This is a genomic window from Streptomyces sp. NPDC048612 (assembly GCF_043199295.1).
Taxonomy (GTDB): domain Bacteria; phylum Actinomycetota; class Actinomycetes; order Streptomycetales; family Streptomycetaceae; genus Streptomyces.
The window spans coordinates 69,242-86,057 of record NZ_JBICVV010000014.1; the positions used below are offsets into that span (position 1 = coordinate 69,242).

The window sequence follows — 16,816 nt, forward strand, 5'->3', positions numbered from 1 at the left end:
ACCGTCGCTCAACGCGCACACGGCGATCAGCGCTCAGCACGGTGGGCTGGCCGTGGGCAGCGCCGGAACCGTCACGTTCCACGCGCCGCCGGTACCGGAAGTCTGGCCGCGCCAGATCGGGCTCGTCCCCGGCCGGGCCGACTGCTTCCAGCACCGGGAGGCCGCCGGTCTCCTGGACCGGGCAGTCGCCGAGGGCGGAACCGCCGTCGTGTGCCGGCTGCTCTCCGGGACGGGCGGGGTCGGCAAGACGCAACTCGCCGCGCACTACGCCCGCACGGCGTGGGAAGCGGGCGAGGTGGACCTGCTCATGTGGATCAACGCGAGCAGCCGCGAAGCGATCACCACGGCATACGCGCGAGCGGGCACCCAAGTCGCCGGCGCCGACCCCTCGGATCCCGAGGAGGCGATCGGCCGACTGCTGACCTGGCTGCAGACGACCGAGAGGAGGTGGCTCATCGTCCTGGACGACCTCGGCGATCCCGGCGCTCTGCACGGCCTGTGGCCGCCCGCGCGGCGCCGCGGCCGCGCCCTGGTCACCACACGCCGACGCGATGCCGCGCTGAGCGGGCCGGGGCGCCGACGCATCGACATCGGCCTGTTCTCCGCCGGGGAGTCCGTCGACTATCTCACCGCCAAGCTCGCCTCGGCACAGCGTGACGACGAGCCCGCGCAGATCGCCGCCCTCGCCGAGGACCTGGGACACCTGCCGCTGGCGCTGGCCCAGGCGGTCACCTACCTGATCGATCTCGGCCTGAGCTGTGCCGAGTACCGCACCCGACTGGCCGACCGCACCCGCGAGCTGGCCGACGTGGTGCCGGAGCGCGGAAACCTGCCCGACGACCACCACGACATCATCGCCGCAACGTGGTCCCTGTCCATCGAGCGTGCCAACGCCCTGCGCCCACAGGGGCTGGCCCGGCCCGTGCTGGAGCTGGCCTCGGTACTGGACCCCAACGGAATCCCGACCGAGGTCCTCACCGCACCACCGGTACTCAACAGCCTGGCGATCACCCGTAGAGCAATGGTCCTCACACGCGGGGACCGGAAGAAGGTGCCCAGGGTCGTCACGGAGCAGGAGGCGGCGGACGCGCTGCGCTGCCTCCACCGGCTCAGTCTCGTCGACTTCGTGCCCGGCGCCCGCCACGAAACGGTGCGCGTCCATCACCTCGTGCAGCGGGCGACCAGGGAAGCCCTCATGCGGAACGTGCGCGCAGACGACGGTTCGGGTGGGCGGGAGCTGGGCGGCCTGCTGGTCCGGCTCGATGCCGAAACGGCTGCGGAGGCCCTGGAATACGTCTGGCCGGTCGAGGAGCGGGACGACACGCTCATGGCGGCGCTGCAGGCCAACGCCAAGGCGGTGGCCGACCACATCCCCGTGACAGCGGCCGAGGGCATCGACGCCTCCCACTTCCGCCTCGGCCTGCGGCTGGGCGAGGCCGGACAGGCCGCGGAGGCCCGGCACCACTTCGAGCGGCTCCTAGCCGGCCTCTCCGTCGGAGCAGGACGATCGGAGCGCGGCGAGGACGTCGAGCAACTCTTCGTCCGTCACGACATCGCGTGGTGGCAGATGGAGGCCGGCGACCCCGCAGGGGCGGCAGCGGCCTTCGAGCGGCTCCTGGCGGACAAGGAGGACGTACTGGGAACGGCCCATCCGAGCACGTTCGCCACGCGTTACGGTCTGGCCCGGGCGCGGGGCGAGAGCGGAGACCCGGCGGCGGCCGTCGCGGCTTTCGAAGCCCTGCTGGCCGACCGTCTGGACGCGTTGACCTACCGGACCCGGTCCTTCTCGCTCCGCCGCACCGTCCGCTTCGCGCGCAGAGCCGCGGACCGGCAGATGGCGGTCCGCCTGGAGGCGAGCAGCGGTGCGACCGACCGCAGTCCGGGCGCGCTGCCCCAGTGGGAGCCGCCCGCTCCGTCCGCCCGCTACGGCCTGGCCTGGTGGCGGGGTGTGGCCGGAGACCCGGTCGGGGCGGCGTGCGAGTTGGAAGAACTGCTCGCCGAACAGGGGGATCTGCTCGCCGCCTTCGATCCGCTGCGACTGGCCACACGGCATGCCTTCGCCTACTGGAAGGCCGAGGCCGGCGATCCGGGCCGGGCGATCCTCCTGCTCACCGAGCTCCTGGCCGACCAGACCGGCATCCTGGGCCCCGAACACCCGCAGACCCTCGCGACACGCCACACCCTCGCCCGCTGGAAGGGCGCGGTCGGCGACCGGGGCCGGGCGGTCGTCCTGCTTACCGACCTCCTGGCCGACCAGACGCGCATCCTGGGCCCTGAGCACCCCCAGACCCTGGTGACGCGCCGCACCCTCGCCCGCGGGCAGTCGCGGTCCGCCGGGGAGGATGTCTGAAGCGCTCCTCAGGGGCGCGTCAGCCGGGAGCGGAGGCTTCCGTGTCCGGTAGGAACCGGGCAGGAGCAGCGAGGTCGGTGACAACAATCCTGCCGGTCCTGCCATGGGTGACAAGCAGCGTGCCGTTTTGGTGACGACTGCGGTGCCTCGGCGCCGGGAGGGCCGGGCCAGCGCCCAGCGCCTACCGTCACCGCGAATGTCGCCTGTCCCCCCTTCGTGCTCACGAAGAGAGTCGTCCAACACTCTGCTTACGGAGTGGTGGCAGGGGCCGTGTTCGGGTGCCAGCCGGAGCCGAACCGTTGGTGTTGAGCAAGGTGAGGCCAAGGTGACTCAGTGTATGAAGGGCAGCCTTCCGCTCCCGGGTGAGGGTGGTCAGTCCGGCGCTGCGCAGTGTGGCGGCGTGCTCGCTGGCGCTGGCCAGCGATATCCCTGCTCTCTGGGCAAGCTGCGTCGTCGTGCACGCGGGATGGTCGGCGATTACGCACAGCACGACCGCCCGGGTGCGGCCGAGAAGAGCGGACAGTGCCGGTGGCACCGGAGCATCGCCCCGGTGTGTATCAGCGGGGAGAGCCCACAGGCCGGCCGCGTCGATCGGATTGTTCAGGGCCGGATACACCATGACCACGCTATCGGCCTGAGGGCTGGCGAACAGCTGGGGAACCGGCCCGCAAAACACCGATGGAGCCAGGACCAGGGGGCGACCCCCCAGGTGGAAGTCGGCGGTTGGGTGGACGAGCGGCCGGTAGCCCGGGATCTCCAGCACAGGTGGCTTCCACATCGCCATCGGACGCAAGCTTTCCAGCAGCGCCCTCACCCCACCCCGCACCATGAGGCGCGCCCGGTGCGCCACCTCCCCGTCCAGGTGGTGGCGGATGCGCCCCCAGTATGAGGCGACCGCCACCTCGTGGCAGTCCTGCAGCCCGGCGGCAAGCCGTTGCACGGACTCTCGATCAGCCGCCATCACACCAGACAGCCATTGCGCCCGCTGCCTGCTCGTGGCTGAACATACGGCAAACTCGTAGCGCAGACGCCCTTCTGGCGCACTGATCAGCCGCTCCAGCCCCTCGCCCATGCAGCCCGCGGCGCCCACCAGCGTGAACAGATCCACCAGCCCCCCGGCTGGCGAGCTGAGGAACATCGCGGTGTGCGGCCCATCGCCCGTAACGAGTGGGCTCGTGCGCGCACGCCAGCCGCCGAACAGCGCCTTGCCGTCACGCCGCTGGAGGTTCCACAAGCTCAGCGATGTCTCTGCGAGCGGACCCAGCACATCGACCTTCACCCGTGCCAAATCCTCCGCGGTGAAGTGCAGTCGCAGCACAACGGCCTCCCCACTGCCTGGTCCAAATGCTTCCCCCTGCCCTCGTTTCGGGACAGACCGAAACGAGTCGAGAACCCGGTCGGCTCGAGTGAATTCTGTTCGTCAGAGCGTCACTTCCCGCCGAACGTCCACCGTCGCAAGGACGGCTTCAGCGGACCCCGGAAAGAAGGCGTTGACATGCACACCACGGCACGGCGGGCCTTCACGGCTCGCTACCGGCGGGAGCCCCGGCACCCGCGACGGAGTGCCAGCCCACGGCCCGTCTGGGCGGAGTTGACCGGAAGGCGCTCACTGGCTCCATAAGAGCAGCGCAAGAACGACGCCAGCCATTGCACCGGCAGGGACGCACCGGCCCATGCGTCGGAGCAGGCACAGTCCCCCCGAGTTGCAAGAGGTATCGACGCAAGGAGGAAGCATGAAGTGGTTCAAGAAGTCCCTCGCGGCGAGTTCGCTCGTCATGGGTGCTGCAGTTCTCACCCTGGCTCTGCCCGCCACCGCGTACGCACGCGGGGTCGGCGGGCACAGCGCCAGCGGATGCTCGGAAGCGTCCGGGGACTACAGCTACAAGAAGGTCGGCATGTACGGAGGCCACCCGGGCTACCGGACCTGGGGGGACCTGACTGTCTCCAAGACCTGCTCCTACGGGGTCGCCCTCCAGACCAAGTTCGACTTCTACTATTTCGGTCCCGCGGGCAACGGCGAATGGGTGACCGGCGACTGGAAAACCATCATGAACTCGACCGGAACCGCCGACATCACCTGGGACAGTCCGCCGATCAGAAACATGCGGTTCCAGATCTGCGACGTCATCAACGGGTCGCTGAGATACTGCGCGCCGGTCAAGTAGCTGGGCCTCAACCGTCCCCCGCGCCTACTGCGGCGCACGGGGCTCCCGCTCGCCGGTGCGGCCGTACCGGCGAGCGGGGCACGCGGGCGTCCCGGTCGCACGTGTTGAGACGCGCCAGCGTCGTACGCCACATTCACCAGATTGCGCCGGTGGATCACTGTTCGTCTCCCTGGTCTTCGCGGTCCTCGCACTGCTGTCGAGCGCCCCGTTGCTCATCGCGCAGAACGAGGCGCGGTCCACCGTCGTCGGCCGCTGCGTCCTGTGGGGCACATGCCTGACCTGGCGGGCCTGCAGTTCACCGCCCCGGGCAACGCCTCCTTTGCCATGTCGGCAGTCATCGGCATGACGACCGTCGTGGGAGAGTGACCTGTCGCAACGAAGTTAGTCGACCAGCTCGTCTTGAACTGCGCGGACTGGATTGAGTGAGACGCGAGTGGGTCAGCGATTTGCCTGTGTGCGAGGTCGCTGTCCTTGACGCTGAGGTTTGACGTCTCAGGCACTCGCCCGCGTGACCAGCCGCCGGGTCGGTAAAATGCGGGCGATCACGTTCGCAGCACCGGCTCGTGTGTGCTCCAGGCCGGGGCGTGTAGGTTCGAATAAGGGGAGCATTGTGGCTCTGGCCGAGCGGCCTTCGCTGGCGTGGGATGTCGCTGACCTGGTGGCTCAGCAGTTGCTAGTCGTGCCGAATCCCCTGGCCGCATGGAACAGCGACACGTTCTGGGTCTCCGTGTGGGACTCGGACCCTGGACAGGTCCTTGTCTCCCTGCATGTTCCGCGTGAGAGCGCCGATCCGTTCATCCAGTTGAAGATCGGGTTTGCGGTGACCGAGGGAAGCCCCAAGCTTCAGGCCGAACGTATCGTCGCCGCCGTCCGGCGCCCGCACCCCCTGAACGGCGCGGAGGTCTGCGCGGGCTATCGAGAGTGCGCCGAAACCTTTGGGTATGTCTGGCCGTCGTCGCTGGAAGAGTGAGTCAATAGCCACCGGTCAACTTCAGTGGCCAAGGACAGTTGCCCAGGAACTTCGCCTCTCCGTACGTGACCTCCCCGTAGGTCACTCCCCGCAGGGCTCCGGTCCGTATGCCCTCCCGTCCGGCCCCTTCCCCCTCCCACGGCTGCCGACCCGGCCCACCGCCCCCGCCCCTCGGCTACCGTCCCTCCCATGACAACTGCTGCGGCGTCGTCACCGGAGACGACCACGGGTGTGGGCGCGCTGTTGCGCGAATGGCGCGACCGGCGCCGGATCAGCCAGCTCGAACTGGCGCTGCGCGCCGACTCCTCCGCCCGCCACATCAGCTTCATCGAGACCGGCCGCTCCCGCCCCAGCCAGGAGATGGTGCTCCGGCTCGCCGAACACCTCGACATCCCCGTAAGGGAGCGCAACGCCCTGCTGATCGCGGCGGGCTATGCCCCGGCCTTCCCGGAGACCCCGCTGGACGCCCCGTCGATGGCCGCCCTGCGCTCCGGCATGGAGCGCCTGCTGACCGCCTACGAGCCGTTCCCCGCGCTGGTGGTCGACGGGACCTACCAGGTCCAGGCGGCGAACCGCGGCATCACCCTGCTGCTGGCGGGCGTCGCCCCGTCGCTGCTGCAGCCACCGTTGAACGCCATGCGGCTCACCCTGCACCCCGACGGGCTGGCCCCCCGCATCCGCAACTTCCGGGAGTGGCGCGGCCATCTGTTCTCGCAGATGGAGCGCCAGTTGGCCCTGATGCGCTCGGCCCCCCTGCGTGCGCTCTACGACGAGGTGAGCGCCTATCCCCTGCCACCGGGCGGCCACGAAACCGCCACCCTGGGCGAACACGCCCCCTTCGCCCTCCCCATGGTGATCGAACACGACGACACCGTGCTGTCCTTCACCTCCACCATCGCCACCTTCAACACCCCCATGGACGTGACCGTCTCCGAACTCGCGGTGGAAACCCTCCTGCCGGCTGATCCGGAGACGGCGGCCTATCTACGGGAGGTGCGACTGTAGGGGCCGGGCACCCGCCCGGCCCGTACGGGGCGACCGGGCCTCACACAGCAGGCACCCGGTCCAGGAACCCGAGCACGGCGCCGATCCGCCCGTCCTCCTCCAGCCGCACCACATCGAACCCGGCCACCGGCGCCGACCCGTCCGTCACACTCACCAGCTCCCACCCGAACCGCGCGATGTCGTGGTGCCCGTCCACGTCCCCCACCTGCCGGAACACGTAACCGGGGAACTGCGCGTGCGCCCCCGCGATCGCAGCCGCCAGCCCGTCGTGCCCCGCGACATCGGCCAACGGATCGGTGTAGGTGATGCCCTCACAGAACGCCGCCCCCACGGCCTCCCCCAATGCCCCCTCCTCTCGCGCGTTCCACGCCTCGAAGTACCGCATCACAGCGACCACGTACCGGTCCGCCTCGCCCGATGCCTGCCGCCCGCCCTGCTCCTGCTGCTGCGTCATGACGTTCTCCACTCCTCACCTCACATGCTGTGAACCGTGATGCCGGAACAGCACCACGCCCCTGACACCGGTTCACGGGCCGGAGTGCGCCGGCCCGTGAACCGATGCCTTCACCTTGCCGGGCGGCGGGGTGCGAGGCGATTACGCGGGAAGTAATGGCGGAGCCCTCAGGTCCAGTTGTGTGCAGTGGGGACGGAGGGCGCACGGCGCACACCACCACCTCGCTCAGCTGTGATAGCGGATGTAGCCGTTGCCGTCCGAGTCGGAGCCGCGCTTCGTGTAGGAGTGGACGTCCGAGCGGCTGCCCGAGGGCTTGTACAGGTAGACGGTGTCGCGGTCGTTGTTCCACAGGAAGTTGCAGTTGTCGCGGTAGACCACGTTGTACTTGTCGGAGTCGCTGCCGTGGCCGCCGCGGAGCTTCACATAGTCCCCGGGCTCCAGGTAGTGGCTGGCGGTGAAGGTGAAGCGATTGCCGGTGGCGTCCTTCACCACGTAGCCCTTGAGGTTGATGGTCGCCGACGACGAGTAGTTCTTGATCGTGACGTACTCCTCGTCGGTGTTGCCCGAGGAGCAGCTGTTGGAGTCCCGGCCCGGGGCGTCGTACTGGACCCCGCGGACCTTCAACGCCGAGTGGTACTCCGCGGCCTGAGCCGGGGCGGCGGCAAGGAAGGCCAGCGCGCCGGCAGTGGCAACGGCGGCGGCAGCGACGACAGGACGCTTACGCATGAGAGATCCCTCCACAGTTTGATGACCTTGTGTTGCATGTGAAGGACTTGCGAAGGGTTGAGATGGTTGCACAGTGAACAACTGCGACTGCACTCGACCGGAAGGGGTGCATACCGGTCCGCGGATGCACGGCTGGGATCGTCATCCGACCCGCCCATCGCGCTTCGGGACCGGGCCAGGCGCGGTTCGGGCCCGTTGCAGGCTTGGCCTGTTCAGGCGGGCAGTTCACCGCCTCTTGAATTCCACCGGCCCGGCGTTCAGTTCGATGGTGCCGTCCGGGTGCAGGACCGGGCGCCGCTCTGTCATGCGGGCGCTGTAAGCCTCGACGTGCCGGACGGTCGCTCCGAGGGGATCACTGAAGTCGATGAGTGCGATGGCGACCCAATAGCGGGTCTTGGTGTTCTCGAAGAGAGGCACGGTGACGGTGGAACCACGGCCATCTGTGATGACGACCTTCGCGCCGAAACTACGGAACGATCCGAAGCCATTGCTCACAGCGGAGTAGGCGCAGAGCAATACGTAGCCTTGCTCAGAGGGCCGCAGAATGCGGACGGATTCACGGCCGGGGCCGCGCGAGTCGCCGTCGAGGCGGATAAAGGGGCGCTTCTTCAGCGAGCCGCGGCGCTTGTAATAGACGACGTCAGCGCTCTTGTCTCTTTTCGCCGTGGCCTGTGGCGTCCCCTTCGCATCCGCGGGTCCGGTTGACGCCTGCATAGGCAGCGGATCGCCCTGCGGAGTGTGGCCGGACTTGACGAGGGTTCCGGGTGTCGCTCTACCGAGCAGGGCTTTCGAGGCGGGCACGAGCAAGGCGTACAGATCGAGGTCGGCTCCAAGCCGACGACGTCGCTCACTGCCGCCGTCCCACTCCAGCGACGCGGTGATCTCCAAGTCGCGGTCGTGCTTGTCCAGACCGACCGAGACATGGCCACGTTTGTCCAGGCTGATGCTGCCGAGCGGCGGCTTGAGGAGGCTCGTTCGAGGGGCGGGGGCCGGTTCCGCCGGGGTGGGTACAACGGAGTGTTCCTCAGGCTGCCCGACCGCGGCGTGGAGTTCCTCGGGCTCCTCCACCTCCACCCCGAAGTCGGTGGCAAGGCCGGCAAGTCCGTTGGCGTATCCCTGTCCGATGGCGCGTAGCTTCCATGCGGACCCCCGGCGGTACATCTCCACCAGGAGCACGGCACGTTCGCCGTCGGTGAGGGCAGGTGGGCGGAAGCGAAGCGGGTCGGCACCAGCATGGACGACGCGCACCGTCACTTGATCCACCTCGCGGAAGGTGCGTGTCACGTCCTCAGGGTCACAGCTGCCGACCATGACCACCCGGTCCACCTCAGGGGGCAGAGCCGCCGGGTTCACCTCGATGCGCTCGGGGCCGTCGGCGTCGGCGGCGAAGTGGCGGACCGCGCCGGACTCGGCGGAAGGCTGGTTGAAGAAGACCATGTCATCGTCGGACCTGACCTTGCCGTCCACTGCGACCAGCAGGGCGCTGAGGTCGACCGGGGCGCCCACAGTGTGCAGTTCAGCGGTGATGCATCCGACGGCCACGGCCGCGTTCTCACCCTTGCTGAGGTCTGGCATGCCCGTCCACCCCGACACAAGTCTCGGCAATTGGCTTTTGGGGCACCCTGCCACATCACGTACGCACCGAAGGGGTTTCCGCAATAGCCCCGCTTCCCACGCTGCTGCAATCGCACCGCCGGGTCGCCCGCTTCGGGGTGTACGTCGCCTCAAGCGCAGAGCGCGAATTCACCTGAGGCTTCCACTTCAGAAGGCACTCGTCCCGCTGCCCACTGGCTTCCCTCCTGCATGTCAGTCATCGGCACCGGACAACCGGCGTCCGGCCCCCGGCCACAGGGACGTCAGCCAGACATACCCGGCCAAGGCCAATGAGCCGCGGGCCATGAAGTCGCGCCACAGGGAGAGGAGTTCGGCGGTGTTGTTCACCCGCTCGACGCTCCAGAGGAAGGCGAGGGTGAGTGTGCCCGCGACGGCCAGGGTGAAGGCGTAGGTGGCGAGGGCTCCGCGGTTTCTGCCGAGCCGGCTGCCCAGGAGGCCTGAGGGGATTTGCACCAGGACGTGGAAGGTCACACAGCTGAACAGGGCGGCGAAGAGAATCATGAACGGCGGTACGTCTGCCGAGGGGTCGTCGGCGGGTGCCGCTCCGTAGGTGTCCAGAGCCCATGCCGGAGGCACGAGGAAGGTGAGCGCCAGCAGCGCTCCGCTCAGGTGCATGGCGCCGAGGTGGACTGCCGTGCGGCGGAGCAGGGTGTTCGGGCTGCTTGTCGTCAGGGGCTGAGCAGCGGAATCCGGATACATGCAGCCCCTGTCTGAGCCTTGTCGGATCTCCTCGTGCACCAGCGGTCAGATGCACCGGAAGGCAGTATGCCTCGGGTGCATCTGACGCGGGTGGGCGGAGGTGGGGGCAGGCGGGCGCGGGTGCGGCGATGGATGACGCCGCGTCCGCCCCGGAAGGCCGTGGCCCGTCAGTTCGTTCGTGGAGGTGTGGTGGTGCTCGCGGCGGATGGGGCGAGGGCCTTGTCGTCGGCAGGTGTGGGGTGGGTGGCCGGCGGGATTTCCTGGCGGGTGGTGCGGCGGGCGGCCATCCAGGCGTAGACGAGGATGCCGGCGAAGAGGAAGAGGACGCCCTGGTAGATCGCGGCGTAGCCGGCGCCGGCGACGAGCCAGAAGGTGAAGCCGAAGGCGGTCAGGGCGAGGGTCATGTCGCGGGCGAAGCGGGCGGGGCGGACCTTGTCGCGGCGGCCGGTGAGGAGGAAGTAGACCTGGGCGCCGGCGGCGAGGAGGTAGGGCACGGTCGCCGAGAAGGTGGTGATCAGGACCAGGATCTCGAAGACGCCGCCGGAGCCGATCAGGTAGTTGATCACGGTGAGGGCGCTGGCCAGCACCGCGGCGGCCAGGACGCCGACGGTCGGCACCCCGCGCCGCTTGGTCAGGAACGGTGCGGGGAACAGCCCGTCCTTGGCCGCGGCGTACGGGGACTGGGCGCTCATCAGGGTCCAGCCGTTGAGGGCGCCGATGATCGAGACGACGGCGGCGATCGCGACGACGGTGCCGCCCCAGTGCCCGCCGAACATCGCGTTCACCGCGTCGGAGAACGGCGCCTGGGACTTCACCAGCTTGTCGTGGGCGACGGTGCCGAAGACGGCGACGGTGCCCAGGAGGTAGACGACGGCGGAGCCGACGGTGCCGAGGACGGTGGCCCGGCCGACGTTCCGCTCCGGGTCGCGGACCTCGCCCGCGCTCATCGCGGCGGACTCCACACCCACGTAGGAGTAGAGCAGGATCGCGGCGGCCGCGGACATCCCGCCGAGCGCGCTGCCGCTGCCCTCGTGGAACGAACCGAGATTGGCCGGGTCGAAGAAGAACAGGCCGACGACGGCGATGAAGAGCAGCGGGACGAACTTGAGGACCGTGGAGACCGTCTGGACCAGGCCGACGTAGCGGGTGCCGGCGAAGTTGGCGAGGGCCGGGAGCCAGAGCGCGCCGAGGGCGATCGCCAGGTCGCCGGCGTCGCTGGGACGGCCCGGGAGGAGGACGTGGACGTAGCCGACGATGGCGACCGCGAGCGCCGCGTTGCTGACCCAGGTCATGGTCCAGTACGACCAGGCGGAGAGGAATCCGGCGAAGTCGCCGAACGCCTCGCGCGCGTAGACGTAGGGGCCGCCGGTGTCCGGGTGGCGCTCGGCGAGCCGCCCGAAGACCAGGGCGAGGGCGACGGCGCCGACGGTCAGGACGCCGAAGGCGACGAGGCTGATGGTGCCGAACGGGGCCACCGAAGCCGGCAGCAGAAAGATGCCGCCACCGATGATGTTGCCCATCACTAGGCAGGTGGCGGTTCCCAGACCGAAGCGGCGCGTGTGCCGGTCGTTCATGGCGTGGTGGGCCTCTCGTCGTGCGCTGTGCACCCGGGGTTACCGAGCGGTGTCCCATCGTCGGCGATCGGTGGCCTCCGCCCAAAATCAGCGGGGATCGTCCTGCGGGGTGGTGTCCGGGGGTGGAAAACCTCCGGGCGGACGCATCCCGCGCCGGAGTTCGTCCGCGGCGGGCCCGAGGGGCAGTTGTGGCCCCTCCGCCTCGGCAAGCCAGCGGCGCAGCACCCGGTGCACCTGTTCCGCGCCGGTCAGCGGTTCGCCGTCCGGGGCCGGCGGGGTCAGCTCGGCGGGCCAGAGGAGGAAGGGGTGGCTCTGGGCGCCGCCCAGCCCGCCGTGCGAGCCGATCTGCTCCTCGAAGGCGTGTACCGCGCCGGTCTCCGGGTCGCAGGCGGAGTTGACCATGAGGTCGGCGGCGTGCGGGAAGCGGTCGGTGCGGCGGACGGCGTCGGCCGCACCCTCGCCGAACGGGGCCAGCGGGTCGGCGCCGATGACCCGGCCGGTGCCGAGATGGTGCTCGGCACCGGCCGGGCCGAGCACCACGGGGCCGTGTACCGCGGAGCGGACCAGCAGGAAACCGATGCCGGGGTGGTTGGCGAGGGTGGCGAGCAGGGCGGGGTGTCGGCGGTCCAGTTCCTCGCGGGTGATCCGGCCGGGCACGTCGGGGAAGGACACCAGACCGAGGTTTCCGGAGGCCAGGACGAGCGGGTGGGCGAGGTCCGGTTTCCCCGTACGCTCCGGGCGCTGCCCGGCCGCCTCCTCGGGGCGGCGCAGCGCGGCCCGCGCCGCCTCCCTGGCCTCGGCCCCGCTGGGGGTGCGTCCCGCGCGGCGGGGCACCGGCAGCCCGCATCCGGCGCGGACCAGATCGCCCAGGCTCAGCCCGTAGCGCTCCAGGAACGTCGGGCCGTGGCTCTGGCCGTGGTCGGAGAGCAGCACGATGCGGTACGGGCGCGGTGCGTGCCGGGCGGCGCGGGCGATCAGCGCGAGGGACCGGTCGAGGCCGCGCAGGACCTGGAGCGCGTCGGGGTGGGCGGGTCCGGAGTGGTGGGCCACCTCGTCGTAGGCGACGAGGTCGGCGTAGATGGCGGTGCGGCCGGCGAGCAGGTCGCCGATGACGGCCGCGACCACCACATCGCGTTCGACGACGGTGGCGAAGGCCCGGATGACGGGGTAGAGGCCGCCGCGTTTGACCCGCGGGAGTTCGCGGCGGAAGCGGGAGCGCAGCGACTGGACGATCTCGCGGACGACCTCGGCGGCGAACGAGACCGCGGTCCGGGTCGCATTGGCCGGGTCGGAGAAGTAGGCGAAGTAGCCGGCGCGGGAGCGGTTGTGCCGGCCGCGCCGGGCCGCCACCGACATCACCAGGGCGACCTGGTCGGCGCCGCCGCTGAAGAGGTTGCCGCGGCTGGCGCCGTCGTGGGCGAGCAGTCCGCCGTCGCCGGTGCGGGCGACGGCGCGGCGCTGGAGTTCGGCGGCGCTGCTGGGCCGGTTGCTGACGACGACGGTGCGGGTGTCCTTCTCGTACCAGCGGAAGGCCGGCAGGTCCTCGTTGCTGCCGTGCAGGAGGGCGAGCTGGCTGGCGCCGGTCTGGCTGGACCAGTCGGTGCGCCAGGGGGTGAGGCGGTGGCCTGCGGCGGCCCAGCGGGCGACGGTCGGCATCAGCGGCCGCTCGCCCCGGGCGGCCTCGCGCAGCAGGTCGTGGCCCACACCGTCGAGCTGGAGGAAGAGCGTGCCGGGGGTGTCCGGGCCACCGGACCGGCCGGTCCGGTGGCCCCGGCGGCGGCCGGCGAGCCGGACCAGCCGGCGGTGGTAGGCCTCGTCGTTGCGTACCGCGAGGAAGGCGGAGGTGGCCGAGGAGGCGGCGGACATGGCGGCCGCGACGATCACCGCGGTCTCCGGTCCGGCCTGTCCGCGCGCGTCGGGGACCAGGTCGAGGGCGAGCAGCAGCAGGGAGCCGTTGAGGAAGAAGACCAGCAGCCCGAGGACGAGCGCCGGCACCAGCAGCAGGGCACGGACCAGAACCGGCCACACCAGCGCGCTGAGCAGGCCGAACGCGCCGGCGCCGAGGGCGGCGGTGAGGGCGGTACGGGTGAGGCTGTCGCCGCCCGGGGACTGGAGCCGGAAGTCGGGCAGCAGACCGGCGAGCACGAGCAGGGTGAGGGTGGACACCAGCCAGACCGCGAGCACCCGGAACAGGGCTCCGCCGAGGGCCTTCCATCCGGGCATCCGCACGCCGTTCACCTCACTCTCCGGCCCGCCCCTCGCGGTGGGGGCCTGCCGCCAGCATGGCACCGGCCGCCGGAGGGCGAGAGCGCCTGTGGACAACCGCACCGACCGCTCCCCATCGGCCGCTTTCCGGGCCGGATGGTGGAGGATCGAGAGGACGCACACGGGAAGCGAGACGGCCGCCCGCGGTGAGCGGGCCGGCCCGTCGGGACGGGAGGTGCTCGGTGTCGGTGGAGGTCACCTGGTGGGGGCATGCCACCGTGACGGTCGAGGACTCCGGCGTGCGGGTGCTGACGGACCCGCTGTTCGTGCGCCGGCTGGCCCATCTGCGGCGCCGGCGGGGCGCGCTGCCGCCGGCCGAGGCCGCACGGGCCGATGTCGTCCTGGTCTCACATCTGCACGCCGACCATCTGCACCCGCCCTCGCTGGCCCGGCTCACGCCGGGGACCCGCCTGGTGGTGCCGCGCGGGGCGACGGCCGCGGTGCCGGGGCTGCGGCGGGTGGCCGCGGCCCGTGCGCTGCGGATCACCGAGCTGCGGGCGGGTGAGGAGTGCGCGGCCGGCGCGGTGACGGTCCGCGCGGTGTCCGCCGCGCACGACGGGCGGCGGCTGCCCTGCGGACCGCGCCGGGTGCCGGCGCTCGGCTATGTCGTACGGGGCACGGCACGAACGTACTTCGCGGGCGACACCGGGCTGTTCGAGACGATGGCGGCGGAGGTGGGGCCGTGCGAGGTGGCGCTGCTGCCGGTGGGCGGCTGGGGGCCGTTCCTCGGGCCCGGCCATCTCGATGCGCGGCGGGCGGCACAGGCGGCGGCGCGGCTGGCGCCGGGCTGCGTGGTCCCGGTGCACTACGGCACGTACTGGCCGATCGGTCTGGATGCCGTCCGACCGCATGAGTTCCATGCGCCGGGCCAGGAGTTCGAGCGGCAGGTGGCGCTGCTGGCGCCCGAGGTGACGGTGCACCGGCTCGGGCACGGCGAGTCGGTCCGGCCGAAGGCCGTGTGATGACGCTCCTCGGTGAACTCGCTGAGCTGGCGCGGACCGTGCCGCCGGAGTCGACGCAGCAGGCGGTCGGCTATCCGTCGCTGTTCCTGCTGGTGGTGCTCGGGTCGCTGGTGCCGGTGGTGCCGACGGGGGCGCTGGTCAGCTCGGCGGCGGTGGTCGCCTTCCATCACGCCTCGCCGTTCGGGCTGCTGATGGTCTTCGCGGTGGCGTCGTCCGCCGCGTTCCTCGGCGATGTGGGGCTGTACGCGCTCGGGCGGCGCGGCAGCCACTCCCCCCAGGGGTCGCGCTGGCTGGCGCGGCTGCGCGCCCGCGCCGCGCCGGAGCGGCTGGCCCGCGCGCGGCTCAGGCTGCGGGAGCACGGGGTCCTGGTGCTGGTGCTGTCCCGGCTGGTGCCGGCCGGGCGGATTCCGGTGATGCTGGCGTGTCTGCTCGCGGCGATGCCGCTGCGGCGGTTCGTGCGGGGCGACGCTCCGGCGTGTCTGGTCTGGGCGGCGACGTACCAGCTGATCGGGCTGCTGAGCGGCTCGCTGTTCCGTTCCGCGTGGCAGGGGGTGGTGGCGGCGATCGCGGTGACCATGGTGATCGCGGTGGCCCCGGCGGCCTGGCGGCGGGTCGGACCCACGCGGGACGGGGACGGTACGTAGGGCCGGTCGGCCGAAGCCCGCTCCTTAGGCCAGCCCGCCGAAGTCCCGTCCCTAGGGCCTGCCCGCCGAAGTCCCGCCCCGAGGGCCCATCCGTCGAAGTCCCCGCCATGGGGCGCCCGTTCCAGCCCGCCCCGCCGCTCAGCGCCCGGCCCGCCGCTCAGGCCCACCCCACCGCTCAGCGCCCGGCCAGCACCCGCGACGCGCCGACGGGGAGGTCCCAGAGGTCCTCGCGCGAGCGGCCGGTGGCGGCCCAGGCGGCGCGGACCCGGTGCAGTGGTTCCAGGGGCGGCTCGCCGGAGAGCAGAAAGGTCGCCCAGTGCATCGGGGCGAGCGCGCGGGCGCCCAGGTCCCGGCAGGCCCTGACCGCCTCCTCCGGGTCGGTGTGCACCGGCCGCAGCATCCAGCGCGGGTCGTAGGCGCCGATGGGCAGCAGCGCGAGATCGATACCGGGGTGGCGGCGGCCGATCTCCTCGAACCAGTGGCCGTAGCCGGTGTCGCCGGCGAAGTGGACCCGCCGCCCGTCGGGCGCGGTCAGCAGCCAGCCGCCCCACAGGGAGCGGCAGGTGTCGGTCAGGGTCCGCTTGCTCCAGTGGTGGGCGGGGACGAAGTCGAAGCGTACGGGGCCGCCGGGGGCGGGCAGTTCGACCGCCTCCCACCAGTCGAGATCGGTGACCTGGGTGAAGCCGCGGCGGCGGGCCCAGGGCGCGAGCCCGGCGGGGAGCAGCAGCGGGGTGTGCCGTGGCAGCCGCTTGAGGGTCGGGGCGTCGAGATGGTCGTAGTGGTTGTGGCTGATGACGACGGCGTCGACCGGCGGCAGGTCCTCCCAGCGGACGCCCACGGGGGTGACCCGGGCGGGCGTACCGAGGATCTTGCGGGACCAGACCGGGTCGGTCAGTACGGTCAGCCCGCCGATCCGGATGATCCAGCTGGCGTGTCCGGCCCAGGTGAGGGCGAGGGTGGTGGGGCCGGCGGCCGGCATCGGGCCCGGTGCGAAGGGGAGTTGCTGGATGTCGGGGAGCGTTCCGGGCGGCGGGCGCAGTTTCCCCTCCCGGGCGATCCGGGCCAGGGCACGGACACCGGGCAGCGGCGCGGTCAGCCGGTGGGTGAAGTCGCGTGGCCAGGTGCGGGGTTCACCCAGTGGGCGCGGCGCGGTGAGCGGGGGCGGGGCGGCGGGTGGGAGGAGCGGCGCGTCCGCGGTGGGCCGCCCGGCGGCCGGAGCCGGCGTGTGGTCCCCTCCCCCGCCCGCTCCGGCGCCGTCGCCGGGTGCGGCGGGCGGGAGCCGCTCGGTGTCGGGGAGCCGCTCGGTGTCGGGTGGCTGCTCGGCGAGGGGGCGCTCGGTCCGCTCGGTCATCGAGGGGCTCCTTTCGGTGGGCGGAACCGGGGCGGGA

The 16,816-nt window shown here is 71.4% G+C and carries 14 protein-coding genes; 6 read left to right on the forward strand and 8 right to left on the reverse strand.

From position 1 onward, the window contains the following. Positions 1–52 precede the first annotated feature (52 nt). On the forward strand, positions 53–2,350 hold the full coding sequence (locus ACGFN2_RS21775; protein ID WP_393362835.1) for a tetratricopeptide repeat protein: 2,298 nt from the start codon (positions 53–55) through the stop codon (positions 2,348–2,350). A gap of 220 nt (positions 2,351–2,570) precedes the next feature. Here ACGFN2_RS21775 and ACGFN2_RS21780 read toward each other — a convergent pair whose 3' ends face one another. Further along, a complete protein-coding gene (locus ACGFN2_RS21780) occupies positions 2,571–3,668 on the reverse strand; it encodes an ArsR family transcriptional regulator (protein ID WP_393362838.1) in 1,098 nt (365 codons plus the stop codon). 415 nt (positions 3,669–4,083) lie between these two features. On the opposite strand from ACGFN2_RS21780, the gene ACGFN2_RS21785 reads away from it, so the two are divergent. From ACGFN2_RS21785 to ACGFN2_RS21795, 3 genes are all read left to right on the forward strand, one after another. Beyond that, on the forward strand, positions 4,084–4,515 hold the full coding sequence (locus ACGFN2_RS21785; RefSeq protein WP_362601146.1) for a hypothetical protein: 432 nt from the start codon (positions 4,084–4,086) through the stop codon (positions 4,513–4,515). A 610-nt stretch (positions 4,516–5,125) separates the two neighbouring features. Further along, positions 5,126–5,485, forward strand: coding sequence for a hypothetical protein (locus ACGFN2_RS21790; RefSeq protein ID WP_362601149.1), 360 nt, complete (start codon positions 5,126–5,128; stop codon positions 5,483–5,485). Between the two features lie 189 nt (positions 5,486–5,674). Further along, a complete protein-coding gene (locus ACGFN2_RS21795; protein WP_362601152.1) occupies positions 5,675–6,490 on the forward strand; it encodes a helix-turn-helix transcriptional regulator in 816 nt (271 codons plus the stop codon). A gap of 40 nt (positions 6,491–6,530) precedes the next feature. On the opposite strand, the gene ACGFN2_RS21800 is transcribed toward ACGFN2_RS21795, so the two are convergent. From ACGFN2_RS21800 to ACGFN2_RS21825, 6 genes are all read right to left on the reverse strand, one after another. Beyond that, positions 6,531–6,944: a nuclear transport factor 2 family protein gene (locus ACGFN2_RS21800; RefSeq protein ID WP_362601154.1), complete on the reverse strand. Its 414-nt coding sequence runs from the start codon at positions 6,942–6,944 to the stop codon at positions 6,531–6,533. Positions 6,945–7,169: 225 nt separating this feature from the next. After that, on the reverse strand, positions 7,170–7,670 hold the full coding sequence (locus tag ACGFN2_RS21805) for a lamin tail domain-containing protein (RefSeq protein WP_362601157.1): 501 nt from the start codon (positions 7,668–7,670) through the stop codon (positions 7,170–7,172). Between the two features lie 225 nt (positions 7,671–7,895). After that, entirely contained in the window at positions 7,896–9,245 is a 1,350-nt protein-coding gene (locus ACGFN2_RS21810) for a TerD family protein (protein ID WP_362601160.1), read from the reverse strand. 231 nt (positions 9,246–9,476) lie between these two features. Next, positions 9,477–9,899, reverse strand: a complete 423-nt coding sequence (locus ACGFN2_RS21815; RefSeq protein ID WP_362601163.1) for a hypothetical protein — start codon at positions 9,897–9,899, stop codon at positions 9,477–9,479. A gap of 251 nt (positions 9,900–10,150) precedes the next feature. Further along, positions 10,151–11,557 carry an amino acid permease gene (locus tag ACGFN2_RS21820; protein WP_393362844.1) on the reverse strand — a complete coding sequence of 469 codons (1,407 nt, stop codon included), beginning with the start codon at positions 11,555–11,557 and terminating at the stop codon, positions 10,151–10,153. An 87-nt stretch (positions 11,558–11,644) separates the two neighbouring features. Beyond that, entirely contained in the window at positions 11,645–13,780 is a 2,136-nt protein-coding gene (locus tag ACGFN2_RS21825; RefSeq protein ID WP_393363047.1) for a phage holin family protein, read from the reverse strand. Positions 13,781–14,004: 224 nt separating this feature from the next. Between ACGFN2_RS21825 and ACGFN2_RS21830 the strand changes: the two genes are divergently transcribed. Beyond that, the gene (locus ACGFN2_RS21830) at positions 14,005–14,784 is read left to right on the forward strand and encodes an MBL fold metallo-hydrolase (protein WP_393362847.1); all 780 of its coding nucleotides are present in this window, start codon (positions 14,005–14,007) and stop codon (positions 14,782–14,784) included. Then, on the forward strand, positions 14,784–15,428 hold the full coding sequence (locus ACGFN2_RS21835; RefSeq protein WP_393362850.1) for a DedA family protein: 645 nt from the start codon (positions 14,784–14,786) through the stop codon (positions 15,426–15,428). Before ACGFN2_RS21830 ends, ACGFN2_RS21835 begins: the two co-directional genes overlap by 1 nt. A 175-nt stretch (positions 15,429–15,603) precedes the next feature. Here the strand turns inward: ACGFN2_RS21835 and ACGFN2_RS21840 are convergent, their stop codons facing one another. Continuing rightward, positions 15,604–16,779 (reverse strand): MBL fold metallo-hydrolase, encoded by a 1,176-nt coding sequence (locus tag ACGFN2_RS21840; protein WP_393362853.1) that lies wholly within the window; start codon positions 16,777–16,779, stop codon positions 15,604–15,606. Positions 16,780–16,816 lie beyond the last annotated feature (37 nt).

Bases quoted from the DNA above. Each gene is read 5' to 3' on its own strand.
- ACGFN2_RS21825 (WP_393363047.1), bottom strand. From the start codon at position 13,780: ATGCCCGGATGGAAGGCCCTCGGCGGAGCCCTGTTCCGGGTGCTCGCG.
- ACGFN2_RS21795 (WP_362601152.1), top strand. From the start codon at position 5,675: ATGACAACTGCTGCGGCGTCGTCACCGGAGACGACCACGGGTGTGGGC.
- ACGFN2_RS21805 (WP_362601157.1), bottom strand. From the start codon at position 7,670: ATGCGTAAGCGTCCTGTCGTCGCTGCCGCCGCCGTTGCCACTGCCGGC.
- ACGFN2_RS21815 (WP_362601163.1), bottom strand. From the start codon at position 9,899: ATGCACCTGAGCGGAGCGCTGCTGGCGCTCACCTTCCTCGTGCCTCCG.
- ACGFN2_RS21840 (WP_393362853.1), bottom strand. From the start codon at position 16,779: ATGACCGAGCGGACCGAGCGCCCCCTCGCCGAGCAGCCACCCGACACC.
- ACGFN2_RS21820 (WP_393362844.1), bottom strand. From the start codon at position 11,557: ATGAACGACCGGCACACGCGCCGCTTCGGTCTGGGAACCGCCACCTGC.
- ACGFN2_RS21800 (WP_362601154.1), bottom strand. From the start codon at position 6,944: ATGACGCAGCAGCAGGAGCAGGGCGGGCGGCAGGCATCGGGCGAGGCG.
- ACGFN2_RS21810 (WP_362601160.1), bottom strand. From the start codon at position 9,245: ATGCCAGACCTCAGCAAGGGTGAGAACGCGGCCGTGGCCGTCGGATGC.
- ACGFN2_RS21785 (WP_362601146.1), top strand. From the start codon at position 4,084: ATGAAGTGGTTCAAGAAGTCCCTCGCGGCGAGTTCGCTCGTCATGGGT.
- ACGFN2_RS21835 (WP_393362850.1), top strand. From the start codon at position 14,784: ATGACGCTCCTCGGTGAACTCGCTGAGCTGGCGCGGACCGTGCCGCCG.